General features: G+C 62.9%; 24 protein-coding genes. 12 read left to right on the top strand and 12 right to left on the bottom strand.

Annotated features, from left to right (window positions below; genetic code table 11):
• The first annotated feature begins 2 nt into the window (after positions 1–2).
• The 5 genes from CMASS_RS00260 to CMASS_RS00240 all read left to right on the top strand — a co-directional run bounded on the left by CMASS_RS00260 (position 3) and on the right by CMASS_RS00240 (position 6,321).
• Positions 3–1,436 (top strand): penicillin-binding transpeptidase domain-containing protein, encoded by a 1,434-nt coding sequence (locus CMASS_RS00260; protein ID WP_022863139.1) that lies wholly within the window; start codon positions 3–5, stop codon positions 1,434–1,436.
• Positions 1,437–3,113 (top strand): serine/threonine-protein kinase, encoded by a 1,677-nt coding sequence (locus CMASS_RS00255; RefSeq protein ID WP_022863138.1) that lies wholly within the window; start codon positions 1,437–1,439, stop codon positions 3,111–3,113. It begins immediately after the preceding gene.
• The gene (gene pknB, locus CMASS_RS00250) at positions 3,113–5,203 is read left to right on the top strand and encodes a Stk1 family PASTA domain-containing Ser/Thr kinase (protein WP_022863137.1); all 2,091 of its coding nucleotides are present in this window, start codon (positions 3,113–3,115) and stop codon (positions 5,201–5,203) included. The genes CMASS_RS00255 and pknB overlap by 1 nt, the downstream gene beginning before the upstream one ends.
• Before the next feature lie 23 nt (positions 5,204–5,226).
• Positions 5,227–5,499: a cell division protein CrgA gene (crgA, locus tag CMASS_RS00245; protein WP_022863136.1), complete on the top strand. Its 273-nt coding sequence runs from the start codon at positions 5,227–5,229 to the stop codon at positions 5,497–5,499.
• Between the two features lie 111 nt (positions 5,500–5,610).
• The gene (locus tag CMASS_RS00240) at positions 5,611–6,321 is read left to right on the top strand and encodes a DUF1868 domain-containing protein (protein ID WP_169460805.1); all 711 of its coding nucleotides are present in this window, start codon (positions 5,611–5,613) and stop codon (positions 6,319–6,321) included.
• A 283-nt stretch (positions 6,322–6,604) separates the two neighbouring features.
• On the opposite strand, the gene CMASS_RS00235 is transcribed toward CMASS_RS00240, so the two are convergent.
• The 7 genes from CMASS_RS00235 to CMASS_RS00205 form a co-directional block, all read right to left on the bottom strand.
• On the bottom strand, positions 6,605–7,285 hold the full coding sequence (locus CMASS_RS00235; protein ID WP_240482795.1) for a rhomboid family intramembrane serine protease: 681 nt from the start codon (positions 7,283–7,285) through the stop codon (positions 6,605–6,607).
• Between the two features lie 92 nt (positions 7,286–7,377).
• Positions 7,378–7,911 carry a peptidylprolyl isomerase gene (locus tag CMASS_RS00230; protein ID WP_022863133.1) on the bottom strand — a complete coding sequence of 178 codons (534 nt, stop codon included), beginning with the start codon at positions 7,909–7,911 and terminating at the stop codon, positions 7,378–7,380.
• Positions 7,912–7,954: 43 nt separating this feature from the next.
• Positions 7,955–8,638 carry a DUF1868 domain-containing protein gene (locus tag CMASS_RS00225; protein WP_022863132.1) on the bottom strand — a complete coding sequence of 228 codons (684 nt, stop codon included), beginning with the start codon at positions 8,636–8,638 and terminating at the stop codon, positions 7,955–7,957.
• On the bottom strand, positions 8,638–9,942 hold the full coding sequence (locus tag CMASS_RS00220) for an extracellular solute-binding protein (RefSeq protein WP_169460804.1): 1,305 nt from the start codon (positions 9,940–9,942) through the stop codon (positions 8,638–8,640). The genes CMASS_RS00225 and CMASS_RS00220 overlap by 1 nt, the downstream gene beginning before the upstream one ends.
• A gap of 32 nt (positions 9,943–9,974) precedes the next feature.
• The gene (locus tag CMASS_RS00215; protein WP_022863130.1) at positions 9,975–10,805 is read right to left on the bottom strand and encodes a carbohydrate ABC transporter permease; all 831 of its coding nucleotides are present in this window, start codon (positions 10,803–10,805) and stop codon (positions 9,975–9,977) included.
• Positions 10,806–10,817: 12 nt separating this feature from the next.
• Positions 10,818–11,738: a carbohydrate ABC transporter permease gene (locus tag CMASS_RS00210; protein WP_022863129.1), complete on the bottom strand. Its 921-nt coding sequence runs from the start codon at positions 11,736–11,738 to the stop codon at positions 10,818–10,820.
• A 45-nt stretch (positions 11,739–11,783) separates the two neighbouring features.
• Entirely contained in the window at positions 11,784–13,490 is a 1,707-nt protein-coding gene (locus CMASS_RS00205; RefSeq protein ID WP_169460803.1) for a glycerophosphodiester phosphodiesterase family protein, read from the bottom strand.
• 250 nt (positions 13,491–13,740) lie between these two features.
• Between CMASS_RS00205 and CMASS_RS00200 the strand changes: the two genes are divergently transcribed.
• Positions 13,741–14,034 (top strand): ArsR/SmtB family transcription factor, encoded by a 294-nt coding sequence (locus CMASS_RS00200; RefSeq protein ID WP_084684420.1) that lies wholly within the window; start codon positions 13,741–13,743, stop codon positions 14,032–14,034.
• A gap of 6 nt (positions 14,035–14,040) precedes the next feature.
• On the opposite strand, the gene metE is transcribed toward CMASS_RS00200, so the two are convergent.
• The 3 genes from metE to CMASS_RS00185 are packed head-to-tail and all read right to left on the bottom strand — an operon-like array spanning position 14,041 to position 17,551.
• Positions 14,041–16,326, bottom strand: coding sequence for a 5-methyltetrahydropteroyltriglutamate--homocysteine S-methyltransferase (gene metE, locus CMASS_RS00195; RefSeq protein WP_022863127.1), 2,286 nt, complete (start codon positions 16,324–16,326; stop codon positions 14,041–14,043).
• Between the two features lie 54 nt (positions 16,327–16,380).
• Positions 16,381–17,379 carry a methylenetetrahydrofolate reductase gene (locus CMASS_RS00190; protein ID WP_022863126.1) on the bottom strand — a complete coding sequence of 333 codons (999 nt, stop codon included), beginning with the start codon at positions 17,377–17,379 and terminating at the stop codon, positions 16,381–16,383.
• Positions 17,342–17,551 (bottom strand): hypothetical protein, encoded by a 210-nt coding sequence (locus CMASS_RS00185; protein ID WP_156831797.1) that lies wholly within the window; start codon positions 17,549–17,551, stop codon positions 17,342–17,344. The genes CMASS_RS00190 and CMASS_RS00185 overlap by 38 nt, the downstream gene beginning before the upstream one ends.
• 127 nt (positions 17,552–17,678) lie before the next feature.
• Between CMASS_RS00185 and CMASS_RS00180 the strand changes: the two genes are divergently transcribed.
• The 5 genes from CMASS_RS00180 (at position 17,679) to CMASS_RS00160 (ending at position 20,972) form a co-directional block, all read left to right on the top strand.
• Complete coding sequence (locus CMASS_RS00180; RefSeq protein WP_022863125.1) at positions 17,679–18,728, top strand: hypothetical protein; 1,050 nt, start codon at positions 17,679–17,681, stop codon at positions 18,726–18,728.
• A gap of 178 nt (positions 18,729–18,906) precedes the next feature.
• Positions 18,907–19,110, top strand: a complete 204-nt coding sequence (locus tag CMASS_RS00175) for a hypothetical protein (protein ID WP_022863124.1) — start codon at positions 18,907–18,909, stop codon at positions 19,108–19,110.
• A 112-nt stretch (positions 19,111–19,222) separates the two neighbouring features.
• Complete coding sequence (locus tag CMASS_RS00170) at positions 19,223–20,113, top strand: polysaccharide deacetylase family protein (protein WP_022863123.1); 891 nt, start codon at positions 19,223–19,225, stop codon at positions 20,111–20,113.
• A gap of 8 nt (positions 20,114–20,121) precedes the next feature.
• The gene (locus tag CMASS_RS00165) at positions 20,122–20,679 is read left to right on the top strand and encodes a DNA-3-methyladenine glycosylase (protein ID WP_027018686.1); all 558 of its coding nucleotides are present in this window, start codon (positions 20,122–20,124) and stop codon (positions 20,677–20,679) included.
• A complete protein-coding gene (locus CMASS_RS00160) occupies positions 20,679–20,972 on the top strand; it encodes a DUF2316 family protein (RefSeq protein ID WP_022863121.1) in 294 nt (97 codons plus the stop codon). Before CMASS_RS00165 ends, CMASS_RS00160 begins: the two co-directional genes overlap by 1 nt.
• On the opposite strand, the gene CMASS_RS00155 is transcribed toward CMASS_RS00160, so the two are convergent.
• Both CMASS_RS00155 and CMASS_RS00150 read right to left on the bottom strand, forming a co-directional pair.
• Positions 20,969–22,420 (bottom strand): lamin tail domain-containing protein, encoded by a 1,452-nt coding sequence (locus tag CMASS_RS00155; protein WP_022863120.1) that lies wholly within the window; start codon positions 22,418–22,420, stop codon positions 20,969–20,971. The genes CMASS_RS00160 and CMASS_RS00155 overlap by 4 nt on opposite strands.
• 465 nt (positions 22,421–22,885) lie before the next feature.
• Positions 22,886–24,235, bottom strand: coding sequence for an IS256 family transposase (locus CMASS_RS00150; protein ID WP_273665896.1), 1,350 nt, complete (start codon positions 24,233–24,235; stop codon positions 22,886–22,888).
• Positions 24,236–24,280: 45 nt separating this feature from the next.
• Between CMASS_RS00150 and CMASS_RS00145 the strand changes: the two genes are divergently transcribed.
• Complete coding sequence (locus CMASS_RS00145) at positions 24,281–25,450, top strand: IS481 family transposase (protein WP_273665921.1); 1,170 nt, start codon at positions 24,281–24,283, stop codon at positions 25,448–25,450.
• Positions 25,451–25,521 lie beyond the last annotated feature (71 nt).

Genomic DNA, 25,521 nt, shown 5'->3' with positions numbered 1-25,521 from the left:
TTATGAATAAGTCCATCCGCTTCACCAGCAGGATCGCGCTGATCCTCACCGCGATCCTGCTGGTGAATCTCACGGTCGTGCAGGCGTTTAGCACCGATAAGTACGCGCACGATTCCCGCAACATGCGCGGGTTCATCGAGCAGCAAAAGACCCCGCGCGGGCAGATCTTCGCCGGCAACAGCGTGCTGGCGGAGTCGGTGGAAAACGACGACGAGACCTACACCCGCACCTACCCGGAAGATTCCGCGGCCTTCGGCCCGGTGACCGGGTACCTGTCCAGCACCTACGGCGCCTCCCAGCTGGAGCAGTCCCAGAACGACATCCTCAACGGCACCGATGACGCGCTGTTGCGCTCCAACTTCTGGGACACGGTGACCGGCAAGAAGAAGCACGGCGCGAACGTCGGGGTGACCATCAACCCGGCGCTGCAGCAGGCCGCCTTCGACCAGTTCTCCAACAACGACTACCAGGGCTCCGCGGTAGCCATTCAGCCTTCCACGGGCAAGATCCTGGCCATGGCGTCCGCCCCCAGCTACCGCGCGAGCGCCATCGCCGACGGCGACAGTGCCGAGGACGCGTGGAACTACCTGCAGGAGCAGGACGGCAACCCGCTGCTCAACCACGCGACGCAGGAAACCCTCCCGCCGGGCTCGATCTTCAAGATCATCACCACAGCGGCGGGCCTGAACAACGGCTTCGATCCATCGTCAAGCCTGACCGGCGAGAGCGCCATCACCCTGCCAGGCACGGAGACCCAGCTGACCAACTACGCCGGCCAGGCCTGCAACGGCTCTGACCAGGTGTCGCTGGAGACCGCCTTCGCGTACTCCTGCAACACCGCCTTCGTGCAGATGGCCGACGAGGTCGGCGGCGAAGAGCTGGAGAAGTACGCCCAGGCCTTCGGCGTGGGCGAAAAGTACGACGATTTGGGCGTGGGTACCTCCCCGGGCCAGCTCGGCGATCTCCCGGATCCGGCGGCGGTGGCCCAGTCGGCCATCGGCCAGCGCGACGTGACCATGTCCGCCCTGCAGGCCGCCATCATGGCCGGCACCGTGGCGAACAACGGCAAGCGCATGAAGCCGTACCTGGTGGACCGGATCACCGACGCCCGGATGAACGACATCCGCACCACCGAACCGAAGGAAGAAGACAGCATCGACGAAGGCACCGCCGCCACCATCAAGGATCTGATGTTCGCGTCCGAGCACCAGACCTTCGGCTACGACGGCAACGGTTTTGCCTCCAAGACCGGCACCGCCGAGCACGGCGAAGGCCTGGCGCCGCACACGTGGTACGTCGCCTTCGACCCGGACCGCGACATCGCAGTCGGCGTCGTGGTTAAGGACGGCGGACACGAGGGCGAAGGCGCCACCGGCGGTAAGGTGGCCGCCCCGATCGGCCGCGCGATTCTCAACGCCTACCAGGGAGGCGAGTAGATGACTGGCAAGACCGATAACCGCGAACGCCTGCAGGAACTCATCGGCTCCGACTACACCCTGCAGTGGATCATCGGCCACGGCGGCATGTCCACCGTCTGGCTTGCCGATGACAACCGCTACGACCGCGAGGTCGCCATCAAGGTGCTGCGCCCGGAGTTCTCGGACAACGACGAGTTTCTGGGCCGGTTCCGCAACGAGGCGACCGCCGCGGAGTCCATCGACTCCGACAACGTCGTGCGCACCTACGACTACCGCGAGATCGACGATCCCGCCGGCCAGCGCTTCTGTTTTATCGCCATGGAGTACATCCGCGGCGAGTCGCTCGCAGACATGCTCGCCCGCGAAAACTCCCTGCCGGAATCGCTGGCGCTCGACGTCATGGAGCAGGCCGCTCACGGCCTGTCCATCATTCACCGCATGGGCCTGGTGCACCGCGACATCAAGCCGGGCAACCTGCTGATCACCCAAAACGGGCAGGTGAAGATCACCGACTTTGGCATCGCCAAGGCGGCCGCGGCAGTCCCGCTGACCCGCACCGGCATGGTCGTGGGCACGGCGCAGTACGTCTCCCCGGAGCAGGCCCAGGGCCAGCGCGTCACCCCGGCATCGGATGTGTACTCGCTTGGCGTGGTCGCCTACGAGATGCTCGCCGGCGAGCGGCCGTTTACCGGGGACTCCTCGGTGTCCGTGGCGCTGGCGCACATCAACCAGAACCCGGATCCGCTGAGCACCCTGATTTCCGCCCCGGCGCGCGACCTGATCGGCATCACGCTGCGCAAGGATCCCGCGACCCGGTACCGCGACGGCAACGAGCTCGCGCTCGCGGTGTCCAAGGTGCGCTTCGGGCAGCGCCCGCCGCAGCCCGCCTCCGCGGACCTCAACGCGGTGGCCGAAGAGCCGTCACCGACGGCATCGACAGTCATGCTGGGCAACACCACGCACCCGACCACCACGCACCCGGCGCCGCCGCGCTCACAGGCCGAAACGCAATTCGGGTCCGGGCCAGCACCCCGCCCGGGCACGAATCCGGATGCGCAGCCGCTGCGTCAGCCGGTGGGCGGTAACGCGGGCGCGCAGCGCCCCGCTCCGCGGCAGGACACCGCACCGCGGCGCCGCAGTAACTCCGGCTCGGGCCGCAGCTTCGGGCTCGGCATGTTCATCGCCCTGCTCGCCGTGGCCCTGGTGGGCGGCGGCTTCCTGCTGGCCAACTACCTCAACGGGGATAAGGGCGCCTCGCAGCCGCAGCCGACGACGACAAAGGAAAAAGAAGTCGTCACCGAGTGGGTCGATCCCTCCACGGAAGAATCCCCGGAGCCGACCACCGAGACGGTCACTCCGGAAACGCAGGAGGCGACCCCGACCGAGACGTATGAGGAAGAGACCGGGCAGGGCGAGGCTGGTTCTGGTTCCGGTTCCGGCAACGCGGGCGCGAACGACGGCAGCACCGGCAGCCAGGATCAGTCGGGCCACTCCCACCGCAGCGGGGAGACCCGGTCGCGGTGGCCGCGCGAAAGCCTGGAGACCGGCCCGAACGGTGAGCCGCGGCGCCCGGTGCGCAGCGAGTCCAATGACTCGGACGGCACTACGAATTCCCACCAGGGCGGCGGCGCGGCCGAGCCCACGGCGACGGACCCGCTGGAGCGCTTCGCTGAACGGGTTGGAGGGAACAGCTAGTGACCGACACCGTTGATCGCTACCGACTCGGGCCGCGCATCGGTTCGGGCGGCATGTCGGAGGTCTTCGCGGCGGAAGACACGCTGCTCGGCCGCGAGGTCGCCGTGAAGATGCTGCGCCCGGAGATGGCGCGCGACGAGGGTTTCCGCGAACGTTTCCGCCGCGAGGCGCAGAACGCCGGGCGGCTCAACCACCCGAACATCGTGGCGGTGTTCGACACGGGCGAGCAGGTCATGGACGGCATCGCCCTGCCGTACATCGTGATGGAGCTGGTCCACGGGCGTACTTTGCGCGACCTCATCCGGGAGGAGGGCCCGCTCGCCCCGGCGCGCGCCGCCGCGCTGCTCAAGCCGGCCGCGGACGCCCTGCAGGCCTCTCACGAGGCCGGGATCATTCACCGCGATATTAAGCCGGCGAACATCATGCTGACCAACACCGGCCAGGTGAAGGTCATGGACTTCGGCATTGCCCGCGCGCTGGATGATTCCACCTCGGCGATGACGCAGACGTCGGCGGTCATCGGCACGGCGCAGTACCTCTCGCCGGAGCAGGCCCGCGGCAAGCACGCCGATGCCCGCTCGGATGTCTACGCGCTGGGCTGCGTGCTCTACGAGGCAATCACCGGCCGCACCCCGTTTACCGGGGAGAGCCCCTTCGCCGTGGCCTACCAGCACGTGCAGGAGGAGCCGACCCCGCCGTCGGAGGTGCTGGCCAGTGCTGCCGCGGACCCGGAATTTTCCGGCCACCACATCCCCGATCTCACCCCGACGGCGCGGACGAACATGGACGCGGTGGTGCTCACCGCGATGGCGAAGCACCCGGGCGACCGCTACCAGTCGGCCTACGAGATGGGCCAGGACCTGCAGCGGCTTGCCGATGGCCACATCACCCAAGCCGCCCGCCTGCACATCCCGGACGGCGCCGACGAGGACGCCTACCCGCGCACGACCGTCATGGAACCGCAGCGCACCCAGGTGGACCAGGCGTACGCGCAGCCCGAGCCGGTGCCCGCTCCCCAGCCGGCGCCGCAGGCACAGCCTGAACCCGCGTACGCCGCTCCGGCTCCCGCGCCGGCGGACAACCGCAGCCCGGCCTGGATGAAGTGGCTGGCCACCCTGCTCAGCCTCGTCCTCATCGGACTTATCGGCTACTTCGCCTGGGATTTCTGGCACGACTCGGAGAATTCGCAGCCGAACGACGATTCCCAGGCCGCGCAGGACAAGACCGAGATGGTCACCGTCCCGGAGGTGGAAAACCGCCCGCGCGACGAGGTCATTGACGAGCTGGAGAAGCTGGGCTTGAGCGTGCGCACCGAGGAGGAACCGCACCCGGAGATCCCGCGCGATCACGTCATCCGCGTCAACCCGGCGGCGGGGTCCGAGCTGCAGAAGGACTCCACGGTGACGCTGACCGTCTCCACCGGCAAGGAAAACGTGGAGGTGCCCAACGTTGCGGGCCAAAGCCCTGACCGGGCCGCCTCTGCGCTTGGCGATGTCGGCTTAAAGCTCGATCCCAACGTCGCCGAGGGGGAATCCGAGGACGTCCCCGCCGGCCGCATCATCCGGCAGGACCCGGCCGCGGGCACGGAGCTGTCCAAGGGATCGGCGGTCCACGTCGTGGTGTCCACGGGCCGCCCCCAGGTAACCGTGCCGACGGGCCTGGCCGGCGGCCGGTGGGACCAGGTCCGGCAGACCCTCGAGTCCCACGGCTTGCGCCCGGAGGTCGAGTTCGTCGACTCCGAAGAGCCGGAGGACCGCGTTTTGTCCGTGTCCGATGAAGGCGCGGACGTGGATCGGGATTCGTCAGTGCGCGTGAAGGTGTCCAACGGCATGCTCATGCGCGCGCCGGATATCAACCGCCTCGACGAGCAGCAGGCGCTCGATGCCCTGCGCCACGCGGGGTGGACCGGTTCTGCCGCCGACCTCAAGGTCAGCCAGCCCGTGCCCACCGGCGTCGTATCCGACGAGGGACGGATCGCCTGGACGGACATTTCCAACGGGCAGGTGATCCGGAAGAACCAGCAGGTGGAGGTCCGCTACTGGAAGTTCGACCTGGCCGCGCTGGTGCCCGGCGCGAACCCGGGGCGCTAGACGAGGCTGCTAGGATAACCACCATGCCTAAGGCGAAAATTACCCCGAGCTCGAGCGCCCCGCAGTCGTCCAACTCGGCGACCAACCGCACCCCGGTGAAGATCAACAGCGAGGGCACCCCGCGCTGGTACATCGCGATCATGCTCGGGCTCATGCTGCTCGGCCTGCTGTGGATGGTGGTCAACTACCTCGCCGGCGAGCAGATCCCCTTCATGCAGGAGCTCGGCGCCTGGAACTACGGCATCGGCTTCGGCCTGGCCATCATCGGTCTGCTCATGACGATGGGGTGGCGCTAAGCCGCTATAGCTTTTACTCTCCGACTTGGTGCGGGGGCGTGCTCAGTTTGCACTAGCTGAGCACGCCCCCTTTTTTATCGCTGAAGACATCCTCTTAAGAAAGGAAGCATGGTGCCTGCTGGCAAACCACTCGTAGAGACGACCAAAACGTGGCAGAAGTGGGATCCAGCTGGACGTGCGCGTCGTTTCCGTGGCACCACGTTCGTATCCCAGGTCGTTCGGGGCTCCCAGTTCTACGAACTGGAAAAGGCCATCTCCGACGATTTAGTTAAAGAGGGATTAGCCCGCACCGACAACCCGGATTTCGCGCTCATGCACCCGGATACCTACCATATGACCCTCTACGAGGCGGGCCTGCTTGACCGTGAGATTCCCGGGGAAAGCGAGCGGTGGCCGGATTGGCTCGACGAGGTGCAGACTGTCGCGGAAAGCGCACGTTGCATCGTGGACCGCCTCCGCGAATCTGACATTCAGCCCCCACGGCCGCTGCGGATGAAGGTCGACCACCTTGCAGACATTCGCTACGAAATGCGCTTCGATCTCAAGCCGGCCGACGACGAGGTTCTCGCTGAGCTCCAACGCTTCCGCGATGAGATAGATGAGCTCCTCGGCATCCAAGCCAGGCCGCTCGATTCGTATGCATTCCACTCCGGTATCGGCTATCGCCTCCGCCAGGTAGACAGCGATGATCCACAAGTCGCTGCCCTGCAGCGGAAGTACGACGTGTGGGCTAGCCAGGTCGACGACGTCGAGCTGGAAACACCGGCCTTTTGCCTGTTTGAGAATATGCAAGGTTTCGCACCACTCTCGTACTTCGAGTAAGAATCACAACCTCGTCCATTTCCACATCCCCAGCCCGAAGTTATCCACAGGCTGGGGAATTTTTTGTGAAAAGACGGTCTCCACAGGATTTCCCACACCCTGTGGATAACTTTGATCACGGTGTGCACAGCGCCGCGCTGTAGATCCAACAGCTGTCCTAGCTGGGAAATCGTCCTTTCCCTCGGTCAGCCGTTCGGAAATTACAAGAATGTGTTTATCCACAATGTGGATAACTGGTGTGGAGAACTTTCGCACACCTGTGTACGTGTATAACTGGGGGCGGTTATCCCCAGGAGGGGTGGATAGACAGCGCAATCGTCGTGGCGGCAAGGAGCACCACCAGCCCAGCACCCCATCCGGCGCGATCCCGGCGCCAAGCAAAGGGCAGCATGACCAGCCCGCCCACAAGACCGCCAATGTGGCCCCACAGTGAGACTTCGTGCGCCATGAACGAATCGGCCACCGTGTACGCGAGGTTGACCGCCACGAAGAAGATGGGGGCGCGCAGGCTCAGCCCGCGTGCGCGGTACACCGCGACCAAGATGACAAGCAGCGCGTAGATTGCGCCCGACGCACCGATAGTCGCCGAATCGAAGCTGAGGGCAAGAACGGAGGCCGAGGACGCCAGCCCGCCCGCGAGATACACCGCGACGTACCGCCCGGTGCCGAGGAAGCGCTCGATCTCTCTTCCCACAAACACCAGAAGCAGCATGTTGACCACGAGATGGGTCGCCGTCATGTGCATAAACAACGACGTCATCACGGCGCTCAGACGCCAGGTCTCGGTGTCGATGTACGGGCCCCACAAGGTCCACGCATCAGCCAGGGACGAGTTGAAAAAGCTCGCCTGTATCGACTTCGATTGGATCGCCGTGATGACCCACGCGATCACACAGATGGCGACGATGACCGCCGTCGCGGGGGCGGTGCGCACGTAATTTTTCAGCCAGGTAGAAACGTTCACGTACACAACCTACCTGGGCTAAAACGCGAAAAACCAGCCGAAACAAACCGTTCCGGCTGGTTCGTTCGGCCAGTGTCACTGGCCGGTATGAATTAGTTGGAGATCTCGACCGACTCGATGACGACGTCCTCGCGCGGACGATCCATGCGGTCGGTGACAACCTGCGAGATTTCCTCGACGACCTTCTTGGAGTTCTCGTCGGTCACCTCACCGAAAATGGTGTGGTGGTTGTTGAGGTGCGGGGTGCGGTCCACAGTGATGAAGAACTGGGAGCCGTTGGTGCCCGGGCCCGCGTTAGCCATTGCCAGCAGGTACGGGCGGTCGAACTGCAGCTCTGGGTGGAACTCGTCATCGAACTGGTAACCCGGGCCACCACGGCCGGTGCCGGTCGGGTCGCCGCCCTGGATCATGAAGCCAGGGATGATGCGGTGGAAGATGGAGCCATCGTAGAACGGTCCGGACTGCTCACCCTGGGCGTTCTGGGTGCTGTAGTCCTTGTCGCCGGTAGCCAGACCAATGAAGTTCTCCACAGTCACCGGCGCGTGGTTGCCGAAGAGATCGACAACGATGTCACCGTGATTGGTGTGCAGAGTCGCAGTAGCTGTCTTCTGAGTCATGGCAGTCATTGTATCGAATCCCTCTTCGTCCCTTCGTCTCCGCGGGATCTTTCTACAGGTAGTGAATCGGCGGGAACGCAAGCATGTCGTCGAAGATCGTGAGCGCTGGCCGCTCCAGCTCCGGAACTCCCGTCGCCCACGAAGCGTATTTCTCGGTGAGTTCTTCGTTAAGTTCCTGTGTGTCGCGAGGATCGCTCAAACGGTAACCGAGGGTGATGTGGAAGAAGTACTCGTTCAACGAACGCACGGGTAGACCCCAAACTTCCGCGATGTTAGCGCGGAACTGAATGAGATCGTCTCTCATTTGCTCATCCTGCGGCTCCACTACCAAAGTCAGTGCCTCCGCGACGGGCCGAACGCCAACCACGCGCATGCGCAATTCAGGTGCCGGCGGGATGTCCGCTTCGACGAGACGCTGTCGTAGCTCGTGGACAATGTCGGGAAAATCGCTACTGACCAACCAACCCGGGTAAATTTCCTCTTGCCCGATGTAAGCGCGATTCTTCAACCCTTCATACACCGTCATGTGGAAGCTATTCGGTGGCGTGAGCGCGAACTGATCCGCGAGCTCCGTGCGTGCCAGGTCGTCTTGAATGCGCTGGCCCAGATGAAAGACCTCGCAGCCTGGGCGGAGGCGAGAGACGATGGTCGAGCCGCGATGCAGTTTCGCACGTCCACGTTCATCGAACTTTTCCCAGGTACGCGGATTGTTGATGGGAGTGTAGTCAGTAGACATTAAAGCCCCTTCGTATTCTCAGCGCGTCGGTTGTAGTTCTCGATAGACGCGTCGACCTTCTTCTTAGCCCGCGTCATTTCGTCCTTAGCATCCGCCCCGTTCGCGATGGCAGACATGGCGGATTCGTAGGACGTACGTGCATCGTTGAGGGCACCCGATTTACACCCCGCAGTTATCTGACTGCTCGGGGTATCTTCCAGCTGGTTGATCAAACCCTGTTGCTGTGGAGTGAGGTCGTTGAGCTCTTCGGCCGCCTTTGAGGTGGTCGGGAGGTACCCGGTTTCGTTGAAGATCTTTTGTTGAACTTCGTCAGAACCGACGTACTTCATGAACTCCCACGCCGCTTCCTGCGTCCGCTCGGAATGTCCCTCCTTGATCGCCCAGAGGGAGTTACCGCCCGGCACGGCGCCGCCGTTCTTTGTCCCGGACGGAAGGGAGTGAATCGACCAGTTGAAGGAGGGATTACCGTCAATGACGTTGCCGTAGTTACCGGAGGAATTGATCATGATTCCGGCCTTTTTCGCGATAAACGCGCCATTGGAGGCATCACCGCCGGAACCGGGGTTGTGGATAGCACCCGATTTGTACAGCTCTCCGATCCGAGACCACAGGTCAATGGTGGTCTGCGAATCTAGGTTGAATTCCTTCGGTCGATTCGCCCCAGTGCCGTTTTCGGGCGAGCACATGAACTCGCCCGCTGCTGCCTGGAACTCCTCCACCCACCATCCAGTGTTGTGGAAAGTCAGCCCCGCCATTCCCGTGCGGTCGTGAATTTTTTCCGCGGCATCGAGAAGACCGTCCATACTATCCAGCGAATCGGGGTCGACGCCCGCGTCCTCCAGGACGTCGTCGTTTACGTACATGCCCGGCTGGGAAACCATGAACGGCATGGATTGAATCTTGTCGTCGATTGTGTAGTAATTCTGGACCGCGTCGACGAGCCCACCGAAATCGTAGCCGTCGCCCAAGTCCTCAGCGGGTGTCGAAAGCTTAGAGTCGTAGAGCCACGCCGTTTGCACGTCATTGGCCTGCATCAATGCAGGAAGCTCACCCGTCTGAACGGATGAAATGAACTTAGCGATGCTATCTCCGTAGCCACCTTGGTAAGAGGCGTTAATCTCGATCTCGCCTTCGTGGCTCTCGTTGAAGTCAGACACAATCTCTTGGAGTGTCTGGTTCGCAGCACCGGACGCCGAGTGCCACATGTCAACGACGATCTCTCCATCGGCGTTGGTCTTCTCATCTGGGGTGCTGGGCGCACAGGCGGTCAGTGCGCAGCTGGCCATTGTAGCTGCAGTAATCATGCTAATTACGCGGGTACCTTTGGAAAATACCATTACTTCACAGCTCCTTCGGTCAGACCGCGGGTCAGGTACTTCTGACCGAATACGACGAGTAGGACGGTCGGAATGACCGCGATGACAAGACCCGCCAAGACGAGACCAACATCGGTAGCCGCCTCGTCGGCTAGGGACTTGAGTCCCGGCTGGATAGTGCGGGAATCGGCAGATTCAGTAATAAGCAACGGCCACATGTAGCCGTTCCACGCCGCGATAGCACTGGTAACCAGTGCCGTCATGATAACCGGGCGATTGAGCGGGAGAAGGAACTCGCGGAGGAACTGGAAGGTGCCCACGCCCTCGAGACGTGCTGCCTCGCGCGGTTCCTTGGGGAAGTCCTTAAAGGCCTGGTAGAAGAGGAAAATGGTGAAGCTTGAGGTCAGGTACGGAATGAAGACACCGATAACCGAGTCGTAAAGGCCCATTTCCCGAACCGTTAGGTAGTTACCGATGACCGCGACCTCGCTGGGGATCATCATCGGCAAGAGGAAAAAGACGAGCACCTTCTGTGCTTTCGGGATGCGCCCAAACACGAGTGCATATGCTGCCAAGACACTCGTGATGAACTGGCCGAGCGTCTGGCAGATGGTCACGATGAAGGAGTTAATGAGTTGCTTCCCGATCGACGACTGTTCCCACGCCGCTGGGTAGTTATCGGACGTCGTGTCGCCGAAGAAAAGACTTTGCACACCTGCGTTGATGTCACCCGAGGTGCGGAATGAACCGACGATTGCGTAAATGACTGGGAATGCCACCACGATGCAGGTGATGACGAGCCACAGAATCATCAGGGCATTAGCGCCCGGTGATCGCAAATTGTTTTTCATGGAGAGTGCTCCTTAACTCTTCCGCTTCAGCCAGAACTGGAGGAGCGTGAGGAGAAGGATCATGATGAACAGGACCATTCCTCGTGCGGACGCGGCTGCGAAATCCGCCGTTCCCCCGCCGAAAGCATTCTGATAGATGTCCAGAACCAACGTCCTCGTCGAGGTACCCGGCCCGCCGGCGGTAAGGACCTGAAAAACAGTAAATTCCTTCATCGCCTGCATTGCCTGGGTAACCGAGAGCACCAACAACATGTTGGAAATACTGGGTAAAACGATGTGGCGGATATACCGCCAGCCAGTGCACCCATCAAGATTGGCAGCCTCAACGACCTCTGGTGATATGCCATCAATAGCCACCATCATCAGCAAGGTGACAAACGAGATACCGATCCATGTTTCGGTAATCAGGGCCGAAATCATTGCCACGCGCGGAGAGGTGAGCCACCCAACTTCTCCCAGCCCGAATGACATCGCTACCTGATCGAAGAAGCCGATTGTGGGAGCGAACATCTGCTTAAACACCAAGGTGCCCACTGCAGTAGAAACAGCCATCGGGATGAGGACAACAGAGCGCATCCACACAGTGCCGCGCAGCCGGAAGGAGAGCGGAACCGCGATAGCGAGACCGATTCCGAGCTTCAGCACCACCGAAGCGATCGTGAAGATGAGGGTGCGGATGACCGTCCCGATAAAGCCCGGGTCCGTGAACATGTTCGCGTAGTTGGCGAACCCTGCGAACCCTGCTGGGCGGCCGAACAGGTCGACATTAGAAAACGACAGGAAGATAGCCCGGAAGAACGGGAAGAAATCAAATAGAAGGAAGAGAATGATCGCCGGCGCGAGAAACAACCACGCCCACGGTTCCGCTGGGCGCCGGCGGGTCCGCTTACTAGGTGTTTCATCAACGGACGGGGCCACGATCTGGTGTGTCACTAGTTGACCCTTTCTTGCGTCTCGCCATCGAAGATGTGCAGGCGGTTAATGTCGAAACGAAGATTCACCGGGTCGTTTTGGCGGATGGTGGAAGTGTTGGGGGTTCGCAGAACGAAATTGCCGGCATCTTCCAGCCCCTCGATCGCGGCATGCACGTACTTGTCCGAGCCGTAGTCTTAACTGATCCGTCTCGGGAGGCGAGTATACGCATTGCCCGCTGTAAGGATCCCGGATCGTCATGTAGCCATTGCCCACGGTAGTGATCTCTAGGTCATTGTTGTACGCGGGATTCTCGTAATGACACGCCACCGTCCACAGATAAAAGCCCGGGTCGGTCCACAAACAGACCTGGCCACCCCACGCGGAGGAAGCTCCCCCATTCCAACCACGGATTCGGACCATATCGGAATCCGGTACAGCAAACCCCTGCATGCGCGTGTATAGAGACGAGTTCATGTTCTTCGGCGGCGCAGTAGGGTGCGGGCGGGCAATGGCGTTGAGATACCCGCGGGTTTGGGCATAAAGCTCTACTGAATCCGTGTCGTCTGCGGTTATGAAATTGGCGCCCACAGAGCGAAGCCAATCTAGATTGTCACGCCAATCGTGCTGCTCGGCAGCGTAAGAAGTGGCGGTGAGGCGATCGGATAGCTGATAGCAGCACGTCGAGTTGTTGTTAAAGAACGCGTCCGTGACTGCGATCGGCACCTTGTCCTTCCACGTGTTCGGAACCGTATATCCAGCCCGCGGCCCCTTGCTGAAGAGGATGTAGTCAGGTACAGGAACGAAAGCGCCTAGCTTCTTGTGAAAGTGTGTAACGATCGCACTGAACTGCGCCATCGTTGTCGGCTGGGCATTGTCCAACGCAAGTGAGGTCGGTTTCACAAAATTCCCGAACGGGCTGCCTGTCTGCTCTACAATGCCTTTGAACTCCGAAGAGTCCTTGAGATTGACCTCGACAATGGGCGCAAGCGTATCCGGGGCCTGAGCCCAGTGAGCGACAGCCCGCGACGAATTTGCAGGGAGGCTTAGCTCTTCAACATCGGGAATCGCCGGTCCTGCATCGATCGCTTTGGCTATGCCGGAGTTAATCTTCGGCATCACCAGATAACGCCCCTCAATCCCCTCTCGCGTGAGCATTTCCTGCCACGCCTGGGGCGTAGGGTAATCGTTCATGCCGAACTTCAATACGACTCGGTTAAATATGTGAGCCGACGGGTTATCCTCGTTGAAGTCGTGCAGCAACCGAGCGGTCGGGACAATTGCAGCGGGTTCTTTGATCTCCAAGTGGACAAGCGATCCTGCGTTCTGCTCGACCACCAAATCAAGCAACTCACTCACAGTTGGCACCGTGTAATGGGTAGTCGTGCGATCCGGGCGCAACAGGTACTTCTTTCGCAGCTGCGCAAAAGACAGCGTGTTGAGCTTAGGGTTTGGACCGGTATTGGTCTCTGGGTCGTAGTCAGGTTCCAACATCTTGCCTGTACTGGTGTCGTGGAAGAGCACAAGCTGACCATCACTGGTCATACGCACGTCGGTTTCTACCGCATGCATGCAGGAGGAAAAGGCCTTAGCGAACGCGCCTAGACTGTTTTCGGGCAGTAGCTCGTCGAAGTACCCGCGATGCCGAGCGGTGAGCACCTTGTCGCTATTTCCTGCATCAATAAGCTGCTCGTACTGCGTCTTCCACGCGGGACATTGAGGGGTCTCCTCCGCGTACGCCGTCTGGTGTACTGGCGCCACCATAAGAATCATTAGGACGGCCAATACCAGGTTCACCGTCTTTCTTCGAAGTATCATCTCCACTCCTAAGGGTCAGAAGTGACCAAGATTTTCGGTCAATCGAAAATGTAGAAGTGGAACTTTGCCCGCGGTTATGGCCGACGTCTCAGTTAGAGATGTCTTTAATTGAGGCCGCCTCCCGGATCCTGTGTTTTAGGGTGGTGGGAACCACCCAATATTTCACCGCTCACACCAGGACAACCCTGAAACCTCGAACACACCCATGGACTGCTATTTCGTGCCGCCACGGCAATTTCGGATTCTGGCCACGGTAGCAGATCCGGTGCGGTGGAACATCCTCGTCTTACTGCACAATCAACCCGGCCGCACGTCCTATAGAGAGATTATTTCCCGGTTCGCGGTCTCCCCATCCGTCTTGTCGCGTCACATGCGGATCTTGGAGGAATCCGGCTTGGTCATCCGCGAAAAAGAGGGCAAGCACCGCGTCGTGGTGCTTGCCCCGGGGGCGTGCGCAGCTATCCGCGCAGCCCTACCCGCCTGTGATGGCCGCTGTTAACTGTCGTTACAACTCCCCCACCACTTCGTCGCGGGCCTGGACGAGGTTGCGCAGGGCGGGCTCGACCTCCTTGTAACCGCGGGTCTTGAGACCGCAGTCGGGGTTGACCCACAGGCGCTCGGCGGGCACGTGCTGGAGCGCGGCGCGGATGAGGTCGGCGACCTCCTCGACGCCCGGCACGCGCGGCGAGTGGATGTCGTACACGCCCGGGCCGATGTCCGAGGTGAACGAGTCGTCCAAGTCGACGAGCAGCTCCATGCGGGAGCGGGCGGCCTCAATCGAGGTAACGTCCGCATCCAGCGCGGCAACGGCATCGATGACCTGGCCGAACTCGGAGTAGCACAGGTGCGTGTGGATCTGCGTCTCCGGCTGGGCCTTCAGCGCGACGAGGCGGAAGGCGCGGATCGCCCAGTCGAGGTAGGACGCGCGCTCGGCCTCGCGCAGCGGGAGCAACTCGCGCAGGGCCGGCTCGTCGATCTGGATGATCTTGATGCCGGCCTCTTCGAGGTCGCGGACTTCATCGGCAAGCGCCAGCGCGATCTGATCGGCAGAAACGGACCGGGAGACATCGTCACGCGGGAAGGACCACGCCAGGATGGTCACCGGGCCGGTGAGCATGCCCTTGACGTACTTGTCCGACAGCGACTGCGCATACGTCGACCACTCGGTGGTCATCGCCGCCGGGCGGGAGACGTCACCGACCACGATCGGCGGGCGGGTGCAGCGCGAACCGTAGGACTGAACCCAGCCGTTTTCGGTGGTGACAAAGCCCTCGAGGAGCTCCGCGAAGTACTGCACCATGTCGTTGCGCTCCGCCTCACCGTGGACCAAAACATCCAGGCCCAACCGCTCCTGCAGCCCGATGACGTCCGCGATCTCCTTCTTCAGCGCGTCGGTGTAGGCGGCATCGTCAAGCTGGCCCTTGCGATGCTTCGCGCGGGCGGTGCGGATCTCCGTGGTCTGCGGGAAGGAACCGATGGTCGTGGTGGGCAGCTGCGGCAGCCCCAGCGCCTCCTGCGCGCGGTGGCGCTCGGCGAAGGCCGGCTCACGCTTGACCTGGCCATCCGGCAGTGCGGCGACGCGGTCCTGCACCTGCTGGTTATGGGTGCGCTCGGAGGCGCCGCGGGTGCGCACCGCGCGGTCAGCGCGGCCGAAGACGTCCTCCGCCTTGTCCGGCCCCACGGTCAGGGCGACGACCTCGCGGATCTTCTCGTCCGCGAACGAGAACCAGTTGGCCACGTCGTGCGGTAGCTTGCTCTCCGCCTCGACGGTGTGCGGCACGTGCTGCAAAGACACCGACGTGGACACCGCGGTGCCGGCCGGCAGCTTCTCCAGCGTCTCGGCCAGGCGACGCAGGTCGGCGGCCCAGACGTTGCGGCCATCGATAAGGCCGGCCACCAGCTGCGTCTTCTCCCCCACCGCCGCGGCGACGCGGTCGACGTAACCCGCATCGTGCTTCTGGGTGCGGGTGGAAAGGTCCACCTGGAGGGCCTCCGGCGCGAGATCAGCCAGGGTGTCTAGCCCCTTCTGCAGGGAGCCGTACGGGGTGGTGAGGTAGACCTGCGGGCGGTTCTCCGCGCCGAGAATCTCCGAGTAGGCGCGCTGCGCGTGCTCGGCCAGTTCGGCGTCGCTTGCCACCGTAAGGTCCGCGACGAGGGCCGGTTCGGCGAGCTGGATCCAGTCCACTCCGGCATCGGCAAGCGCGGCAAGGACCTCGACGTAGGCGGCGGTGACCTCGGGGAGGCGCTCCAGCGGCTGGCGGTTCGCCCCCTCCGCCGGCTTGGACAGCGCCAGCAGCGTCACCGGCCCCACCAGGTACGGCCGCACCGTGTGGCCGGCTTCCTGGGCTTCCTCCACCAGCTTGACGATGCGCCCCGGCCGCGCCGTAAACGACTGCCCATCGGCGATCTCCGGGACGATGTAGTGGTAGTTCGTGTCGAACCACTTGGTCATCTCCAGCGGGGCGCGGTCGGCGTTGCCGCGGGCGAGCGCGAACTCCTCGTCGAGGGAGACCTCCGCGGCGTCACCGCCCAGCGCACCGACGGTCAGCGCCGTTTCCAGCACCTGGTCGTAGTAGGCCACGTCCGCCGGGATGGCGTAGTCCGCGCCCAGGCCGAGCTCTTTTAGGCGCGCGTAGGTGTCCACGCGCAGCGAGTGTGCCGCGGACTCGAAGGTCTGCGCGTCGATGCGCCCGGCCCAGTAGGATTCCAGCGCCTTCTTCAGCTCACGCTGCGGGCCCACGCGCGGGTAGCCCTCGATGGTCGCCTGGGGGAAGGTGGTGTGTTCGGTCATCTGTGGATGTCTCCTGTAGTTCTTTGTTGATGTGTGTGGGTTGGGTCGGCCGCCTCAGGCGGCGCTGGCGCGTGGCCGGATGCCGATGCGCGCGAGCAGATCCCGGGTGACCGCCGCGTTGTTGTGGGTGTAGATGTGCAAGCACCCGGCGCCGGCGGCGAGCACCACCCGCGCGAGCTCCGCGGTCAGCTGCATGCCCACCTCGTGCTCGCGCTCGGGGGAAATCTCGGCAGCCTGCTGGAGCGTGGCGATGACATCCGCCGGCGCCTCCGTCCCCGACAACTGGGCCATGCGCTCAACGCGGCGGACGCTGGTCATGGGCATGATCCCGGGGATGAGCGGGATCTTCACCCCGGCGAGGCGGGCGTGGTCGATGAAGCTGACGTAATCGGCTGGGTCGAAGAAAAGCTGGGTGATGGCAAAGTTCGCGCCCGCTCGCTGCTTGGCCAGCAGCACGTCGATGTCCTCGTCGAAGTTGGCCGATTCCGCATGCCCCGTGGGATAGCAGGCCACGCCCACCGCCAGGTTGCCCGCGGCGAACCGCGGCGCCTGCTCGGCCTCCAGCTCGCGGACGAGCTGGACCAAGTCGTCGGCGTGCTGGAGGTAGCCCTCGGGCAGGCGCGTGGTGCCGGGGTCGAGATCGCCGCGCAGAGCAAGCAGGCCGCGCACGCCGGCGTCCACCAGCGTGTTGATCCACTCGCTGAGTTCAGCGCGGGTGCCGGCCGTGCACGCCAGGTGCGCGAGCGGGCGCATGCGCGTTTCGCGGTCGATGCGGGCGATGAAGTCCGCGGTGCCCTGCAGCCACCCGGAGCGCCGCGAGCTGGTCACGGCGATGTAGTCGGGGTTGTACTCCTCCAGAGTGGACAGGAGGTTCGCGATCTTCGCCGCGTCCTTGTCGTGGCCGTGGCGCGGCGGGATGACCTCGAAGGACAGCGCGGTGCGGGTGCCGGCAGTCTCCCGGTTCTCGCGATCGCTCCCGGGGCGGGCGGCCCCAGCGGCGCGGGGGCGTTCCAGCTCATCGAGCGGCGCCGATGCGGACATGCGCGGTGCCATCTTGGCGGCCTCCTTGCGGGTTGTTGCTGGTAGGAATCATTTCGTTGAGGAAAAACGTACCAAGCTGTTCACTTTGCACCACGTCCCGCGCAATGGTCATACCTTTAAAAAGTCGTGGCCAGCCGCGTTTGCCGTTTTCACGGTGAATAAATAACCCGTCGATGCGTACCAAGCTGTCTAGTTTGCTCCGGCTGGTGAATCGGGAAAATTCATTGTCGCGCCCCGCATGCGTCACTACTGTGGTCACCAGACAGCTGCCCGCAGTTATTCAGACGTCTGGAACAAAAGGAGATTTAACGATGAACCCCTCGGCACTGGCTCCCGCCCTCAAGGCGGCCAACACCGCGTGGTCCAAGTTCAGCGACTACCGCGACGAACAGGCACGCAAGGCCTACGACACCCTCGAAAACGCCGTTAACAAGGTCGACGACAGTGCCGCAGACCAGTTCCCGGAGGCCCGCAAGAAGGCCGGCGCCGTCACCCGCGCCGCGCACTCCCGCCTGGAAAAGGCCCTCTCCGAGCTGGACGACCGCCGCAAGGATCTCCAGGACGACGCCGCGGACGCCACCGATAAGGCCTCCAGCAAGCTGAGCAGCTTCTTCGGCGACGCCGAGGACGCCGCCGATGACGCCAAGAACAAGGCGTCCAAGAAGGGCAAGAAGGCGAAGAAGAAGGCCAAGGGCCTGAGCAAGAAGGCCGAGAAGAAGGCACAGGAAGCGCGCAAGAAGGCCCGGAAGAAGGCCAACAAGAAGCTCAAGCGCAACAAGTCCGGCCGCGGCTTCTGGACCACCGCCTCCATCATCGCTCTGCTGGCTGCCGCTGCGGGCGCCGTCTACTACTTCTTCCGCTCCCAGAAGGACACCCCGTCCGAGAAGCCGCCGCGCGTGGAGGAAGAGTCCGGCAACGACAAGACCCAGGGCTCCACCCTCGTCTACACCTCCTCCTCCGAGGACGAGACCACCCGCGACCCGGAGCTGGGCAAGGACGACGAGGACAACGACGCAGCCGAGGAGAAGAAGGACACCGAGCCGCAGCCGGAGCGCGAGCCGGAGAAGGCGTCCGTGAACGCCTCCAAGGTCTCCCGCCCGGAGTCCAAGAAGTCCGAGTCCGGCAACGCGTCCAAGGTCTCCCGCCCGGCCGGCGAGCTCGCGGAGGACGGCGCCGGCGCCACCGAGCGCGACGAGGAACTGCTCAGCTCCATCGACGAGCAGCTGGCCCGCCTGCGCAACGAGAAGCCGCGCGTGACCGAGACCAACAACGATGAGGCCAAGCACCGCCTCATCGAGGAAGACAGCGAGGCGAAGCACCGCCTCAACACCGACGAGACCGACGGCGACGTCGAGCGCTAAGCGCGCCTAGCCTCGCGCTTACCAGCGGCCACCTCCCTGTTACTCACATTTGGGGGTGGCCGCTTCGTTGTCTAGATCTCATTTTTTTGCATCTCCTGTGAGCACTCGGTTGTTATTAGTACCTGTTACCTAACCGTGACTGCCCTTACTCACAGCGGGCGAAAAGGAGATGCGCACGATGGGATCAGGAAAGCTCACCGTCAAGCTCAAGGACGGTCAGACCTACTACTTCGACGCTGGCTCAGTGGTAGGTGAACCCCTCAACCGCATCGACATGCTCCGCTACGCCATTGAAAACGGCACGGACTTCCGCTCCGTCGATCAGTCCGGCGTCGAGCGCGAATTCCACGGCTACGACATCGCCAACTACCACCTGGCATAAGTCCCACTAGTCACATTAGTTAACAACTTTCACGTGTCGCGGGCCGTTTCGCGCGCTTTGTGAGCCATACTCAGCTACGCACTGACGTCTGAACTGGCTTAGAGGAAGTTTCATGGCCCGCAAGCTCACCACGGTTTTCGCGGCGGCCGCGGCCGTCGTCGGGGTGGCCGTCACCGCCCCCAACGCCTCAGCTACGCCCAACGCGTTCGCTGGAAAGACCCCGCCCCTCCCCGCCCCGCTGAATGCGGCGGCCGACACCAGCGCGGACATCGCCAGTGACGTGCGCGGCCAGATCGACGATTCCGTCGCCCACGCCTATGACCAGCTGCCCCCGGAGGTCAAGGGATCTATCCCCGCGCCCCGCGGTACGCAGCCGGACAAGAAGCAGGCCACCCCCGCCCCCGCGGACTGCTCTAACTGCGTCGCGCTGACTTACGATGACGGCCCCGGCGCGGACACCAACCGCCTCCTGGACACGCTCCGCGCGCGCCACGCCCACGCCAGCTTCATGGTGGTCGGCGGCAACGCCGGCAAGGACGAGGGCACCCTCAAGCGGATGCGCGCCGAGGGCCACACGGTGGGCAACCACACCACCACGCACCCACAGCTGCCGAACCTCGACGGCGCCGCGCTCGGCCGCGAGCTGGATCAAACCAGCAGCACGGTGGAACACGCCACGGGCCAACGCCCGAAGTGGCTCCGCCCGCCGTACGGCGCGACTAACGATGCCGTCAACCGCGCCGCCGGCGACCGCGGCATGGCCGTCGCCCTGTGGGACGTGGATACCCGCGACTGGGCCACGCGCGACACGCAGGCGACCTGCCGGACCGCCGTGGATGAAGCGCAGGCAGGCTCCATCGTGCTCATGCATGACATCCACGCCTCCTCCGTGGACGCCGCCAACTGCATCTTGGACGGCCTCGCGGACAAGGGCCTGCGGGCGGCCAGCCTGGACGAGATGATCCCCAACCCGCAGCCGGGGGTCACCTACACCCAGAAGTAGTGCGCGCCGTGATCGACTTTTCCGCCCCCGCCGACATCGTCGCCCCGCAGCTACTCGGCTGCGTGCTCACCCACCGCGGTGTCTCCATCCGCATCACCGAAGTCGAGGCCTACCTGGGCGAGGAGGATCCCGCCGCCCACACCTACCGCGGCAAGACCGCGCGCAACGCCACGATGTTCGGCCCGCCGGGGCGCCTGTACGTGTACCTGTCCTACGGCATCCACCACAACGGCAACATCGTCTGCGCCCCCGAAGGCACCGGCCAGGGCTGCCTCTTACGCGGCGGGGAGGTCGTCGACGGCGTCGACACGGCCTTCCAACGCCGCGGCACCCAGGACTTCCACAACCTCGCCCGCGGGCCCGGCAACTTTGGCAAGGCCATGGGCTTCGAGCTGGAGGACAACCACACCCCGGTCGCCCTCACCCCGCGCGAGACAGAGCCGGAATGGGTCCGCGGACCCCGCGTGGGTATTTCCAAAAACACCGCGGCCGAGCTGCGTTTCTGGATCCCGGGCGACAAGACCGTCTCCGCCCGCCGCGGCCGGCCCCCAAGGAAGGAAAACTAATGTCCCTTAACGACCGCGAACATAACGACACCATCAACGAGCTGCAGGAAAACTTCCGGCTGTCGGGCTTAAGCGTCGCCGCGCTTGCCGATGCCGCCGGCCTCACCGAATCAGACACCCGCGCGGCCCTATCTATCGAGCCGGGCACCGACCCAGTCACGGTGTGGCTTCTGCGCGACAAGCTGGAGACGGCCGTGCGCAACAACGGCCGCGAGCCGGTCCCCTACTCCAAGCTGACGGAAGAAAACCGGAAGAAGGCCTACCACTGGTTCGGGGTCACCGACCAGCGTTAGAACAAAGCGGAGCTCAGATTCGACGAGAGGTGGGAGCTTGCCGGTCCGCCCGCACCCGCGGCGGAATCCGAGCCCTTTTCTGAGGTAGCCCCGCGCAGGGACACCCCGTCGCTCACGCCGTCGTCGGCCCAGAGGAAGTAGGTGGTCCCGCCCGCCTCGGTGAAGCTGGCGTAGCCCTCGTTGGCAAAGTTACCCATGTTCTGCGGGCGCGCCTGCACGTCGCTGACCGGCTCAAACTGACCGCCCTTTTCCGCCAGCACGATGGACGCACCCTCGCACGCCTCATCGCACAGAACGCGTAGCTGGCCGTCTTCGGCGCGGTAGTCCAGCGCCATCACGCCGTCGAACGGGGAGTCGTAGCGCTGGCGGACGTCGATGTTCCCGGCATCGCCAAGCTTGGCGATGATGACCTCCCCGCTCGCCTCCACGCCGACCGCGAAGGTGCCGTCGCCCACGTAGGAGATCGCCTCCAACCCGGCGTTCGCCCCGATATCGCCCACGACGTCGCCGAAGTTCCACTCACCGTCGGCGGCCAGGTCCTCGCCCTTATCGCTAAGCTCCGGGGCGGCAAAGCGCAGCACCGCCGGGTGCGAGGTGTTTTTGTCCTCGTTGTTGCGCTCGGTGGCCACGTAGATGTCACCGTCCGGGCCGACGGTCACGCCCTCTGCGTCGGGCTGGCCGGTCCCGTCCGCGTAGCGCAGCTGCCAGGCGCCCGCGATAGACCAGTCCGCGCCGTCGCGGGTCAGTGCGTACAGCTGGCCGCGGTCGTTGTTGACCACCCAGGCGGTGCCGTGGGCGTCGAAATCCACGCCCGACATGTCCTCGCCTTGGAAAGCGCCCGCCGCATCGTTGCCCACCGTGATGTCGTGGATGTCTTGCGGGTCGAAGGGCCACGCCTCGTCGGCCACGGGTTCCTTCTCCCCCGCTTCCACGTTGCGCGCGCCACGGGTCGGCTCACCGGTAACGGCGAAGTCCCCGGTCATATCCGGCACGCGGCCCCAGGTGGTCTCCGCGTGGCCTTCCCAGGTGGTCTCGTCCACGCGCGCGCCGTCCTTGTCGTAGACCCGCACCGAGTCGTTGCCGCCCAGACCAAAGCCCTTAGACGGGCCCTTCGGGCGCTGCTTTCCCGTGGTGTAGAAGGCCGCGTAGCCGCCCGATTCAATCTCGGTGCCGTCCGGGATGACGATGGGATCGTGGTCGTCATCAGCGTCCAAGATGCGCCAGCCGGAGATATCCACCGCGTTGTTTTCATCGGTGTTGGCCAGCTCGACCCAGTCCTCTACCGGATCGCCGTTGGACTCCACCTCGTTGATCACCACCGGGGAGTCAGCCTGGGCAGTGGTGTTCGGGTCGAAGGCATCCGCGGCCCCGGCGAGCGGGACCCACATGGCGGAGGTGACGAGGGCGAGCGGCGCGGCGACGGCAGCGCGGCGGGAGAAGACAGACATGGCGAAAACGAGCTCCTTTTAGGCTTGACGTGCGGCGGTTGACTGTAGACGCCTCACCTAAACCCCGGGTTACGGGTCCGTAAACGCGCTGTTGTCGCCGGCTATGTGTGTGACGCACTCACCAACATCGACAACAAGGCCGCCCGTACGCGAAAATCGACTGCAGCACGAAAGCGCAGATCGGGTAGACGAAAAGCCCCGGAACGCTGGGGTTTCGGGGCTTATAAGGAATTTTGTGGAGCATAGGGTGTCTGAAGTCATGACATAGTTTACAAATCTGTTCTGGGGAAACGTCACTGACAGTTGACAGGTGTGTCGGGACATCCTTTACATCCCCAGCCGGGGCGAAGACACGATGACAGTTGACAGGTGTGTCGCGTCATCGTTGACAGCATGAATAGTCCGAACCGCAATCTCGCGATCATCAAAGGAGAGTGTCCGATTCTTTGTGTGCGGGGGTTTGGTTTACAAGTAGTCCGCGAATCGGTCGGGGTAAGCCACGGCTAGTTGGTTGATGGCTTGTTTCCACCCGGTGGCTTTCGCTCCTTCAATATAGCCGTTGCATTCGATATCGCGCTTCGCTTTCTTGGCTCGCTGGGCGGCGCGCTTGTCTTCGATGTTGCAGATCATCAGCCACAGCGTTTTCAACGCCGCGGTATCGTTCGGGAACTGGCCGCGGTTACGGGTAGCTTTACGCAGTTCAGCATTCAGCGACTCGATCGAATTGGTGGTGTAGAGCACCCGGCGTGCCGCCGGCGGGAACTGTAGAAACGGCACGAACCGCTCCCAAGCGTCGCGCCAGACTTTGACCGATTGCGGGTATTTCCGGCCCAGTTCACTGGCTTCGAACGCATCCAAGGCGGCACGGGCGGTGTCCTCGTTTGCGGCCGTGTAGACCTCACGCAGCGCCCGGGAGACCCCTTTGCGGTCTTGGTAGGACACCCACCGGTTCGCAGCCCGAATCAGGTGCACGATACAGGTCTGCACCATGGAATTCGGCCAGGTGGCTTCCACGGCTTCCGGCAGGCCTTTGAGCCCGTCGCAGCAGACAATGAACACGTCCTGGACACCGCGGTTGGCCAGATCCGCGCAGACCGATGCCCAGAATGCGGCACCTTCATTTTCAGCGATCCACAATCCCAGGATGTGCTTGATGCCGTCCATGTCGACGCCAACCGCCATATAGCAGGACTTGTTGACCACGCGGTGGCCGTCACGGATTTTCACGCGTAGCGCGTCGAGGAAGATCACCGGGTAGAACTCGTCGAGCTGGCGGTTTTGCCAGATCATGACCTCGTCTAACACCGCATCGGTAATGGTGCTGATCGTATCCGGGCTCATATCCACCCCGAGCGTGGTCGCGAGGTGATGCTGGATATCGCGCACTGTCATCCCGCCGGCGTATAGCGAGACGATCATGTCGTCGAGTTCTGTGAGTCGGCGTGCGCCCTTGGGCACCATCCGGGGAGTAAAGGTGCCGGCACGGTCCCTGGGCACGGTCACTTCCACCGCGCCGTAGCCAGAATTGACGGTCTTGGTGTACGACCCATTGCGGTGATTGTTGCCCTGTGCGGATTCGACTTGGGCTTTGGTCTTGCGGTCAGAATGGCTATAGCCCAAATGCGCATCCATCTCCGCCTGCAGACCAGCGTTGATTGATGCCTGTAGCAGGCCTTTGACCAGCTCGCTTGCATCATCAGCGGAAGCCGACAGCTCGCTGATCAAGCTGGCGAGCTCAGGATTTTCCATCAGCTTCTCGCTGATCTCATTGACCTTTGCCGGGTCATGGTTTTTCTTCGGTGACACCGTAGTCATTATCGGTGAAACTCCTTCTAGATCAGAGCCTCACACACAAACTTCCTGACACCCTCCATCAAAGCTGTCCGCGAGCAACACCAACCAGTCGCCCGAGTCGCTACGCGTTTCAACGTGTCCCGCCAGTGGGTCTACGCCTTACTCCGCCGCTACGACACTGGCGGCCCACAAGCGGTAAAGCCGAAGTCGAAAGCACCGCACTCCAACCCACGCGCAGTATCCAAAAAGCTCAAGAAAACCATCATCAACATGCGCAAACAACTCGACCACTCCGGGCTGGATTCCGGGGCAGAAACCATCCAGTTCCACCTGGAACAACAAGGTATGTATGCCCCATCTACCTCGACGATCGTGCGCATCCTCCGCGACCACGGCCTCGTGCAGCCAGAACCAAAAAAGCGGCCGAGAACCTCATTTATCCGCTTCGAAGCATCCCGCCCCAATGAATGCTGGCAAGCAGACATCACACACGCATATCTCACCGGCGGAAGACGCGTCGAAATCCTCGACTTCATCGACGACCACTCCCGACTGCTGCTGTCCATTACAGCCAGCCGGTCCTTTTCTGGGCCTGCCGTCGCCGACGAACTATCACACCTCATCAGCGACTTCGGCCCACCACAATCCACCCTCACCGACAACGGGCTGGTGTTTACCGCCCGCAACGCCGGGGCAAAAGGCGGCCGTAACGCCTTCGAAAAACTCATCCGCAACCACCGGATCCAACAGAAAAACGGCAGGCCAGGACACCCACAAACCCAAGGAAAAATCGAACGATTCCACCAAACACTCAAACGGTGGCTATCGCGCCAACCCACCGTCAACACCATCGACGAACTACAACAACAACTCGACCGATTCGCCGCCTACTACAACACCAACCGCCCACACCGAGCCCTCGGCAGACGCACCCCATACGAGGTCTACAACGCATCCACGAAAGCCAGCCCCGACGACAACCCCACCGACGAATGGCGTACACGCAACGACAAAGTCGACAAAGCCGGCCGCTGCACCATCCGCTACGCAGGCAGGCTTTACCACCTAGGAATGGGCCGAAAATACACCGGCCACCACGTCCTGATGATCATCAAAGACCGCCACATCACCACATCACTCAAAGACACCGGCGCCATCATCACCGAGCACTACATCGACACCAGCCGCAACTACCAAGCCCCAATCTGGAAACACGGCGAACCCCCACTCAACTAACCCCCAGAAAACAAAAGGCGCCCACCGAGAACAAAAACTCGGCGGACGCCCATCTGTCAACGATGTCGCGA

The sequence above is a fragment of the Corynebacterium massiliense DSM 45435 genome, from assembly GCF_028609805.1.
GTDB lineage: Bacteria > Actinomycetota > Actinomycetes > Mycobacteriales > Mycobacteriaceae > Corynebacterium > Corynebacterium massiliense.
This window is presented reverse-complemented; position numbering and strand designations above follow the sequence as displayed.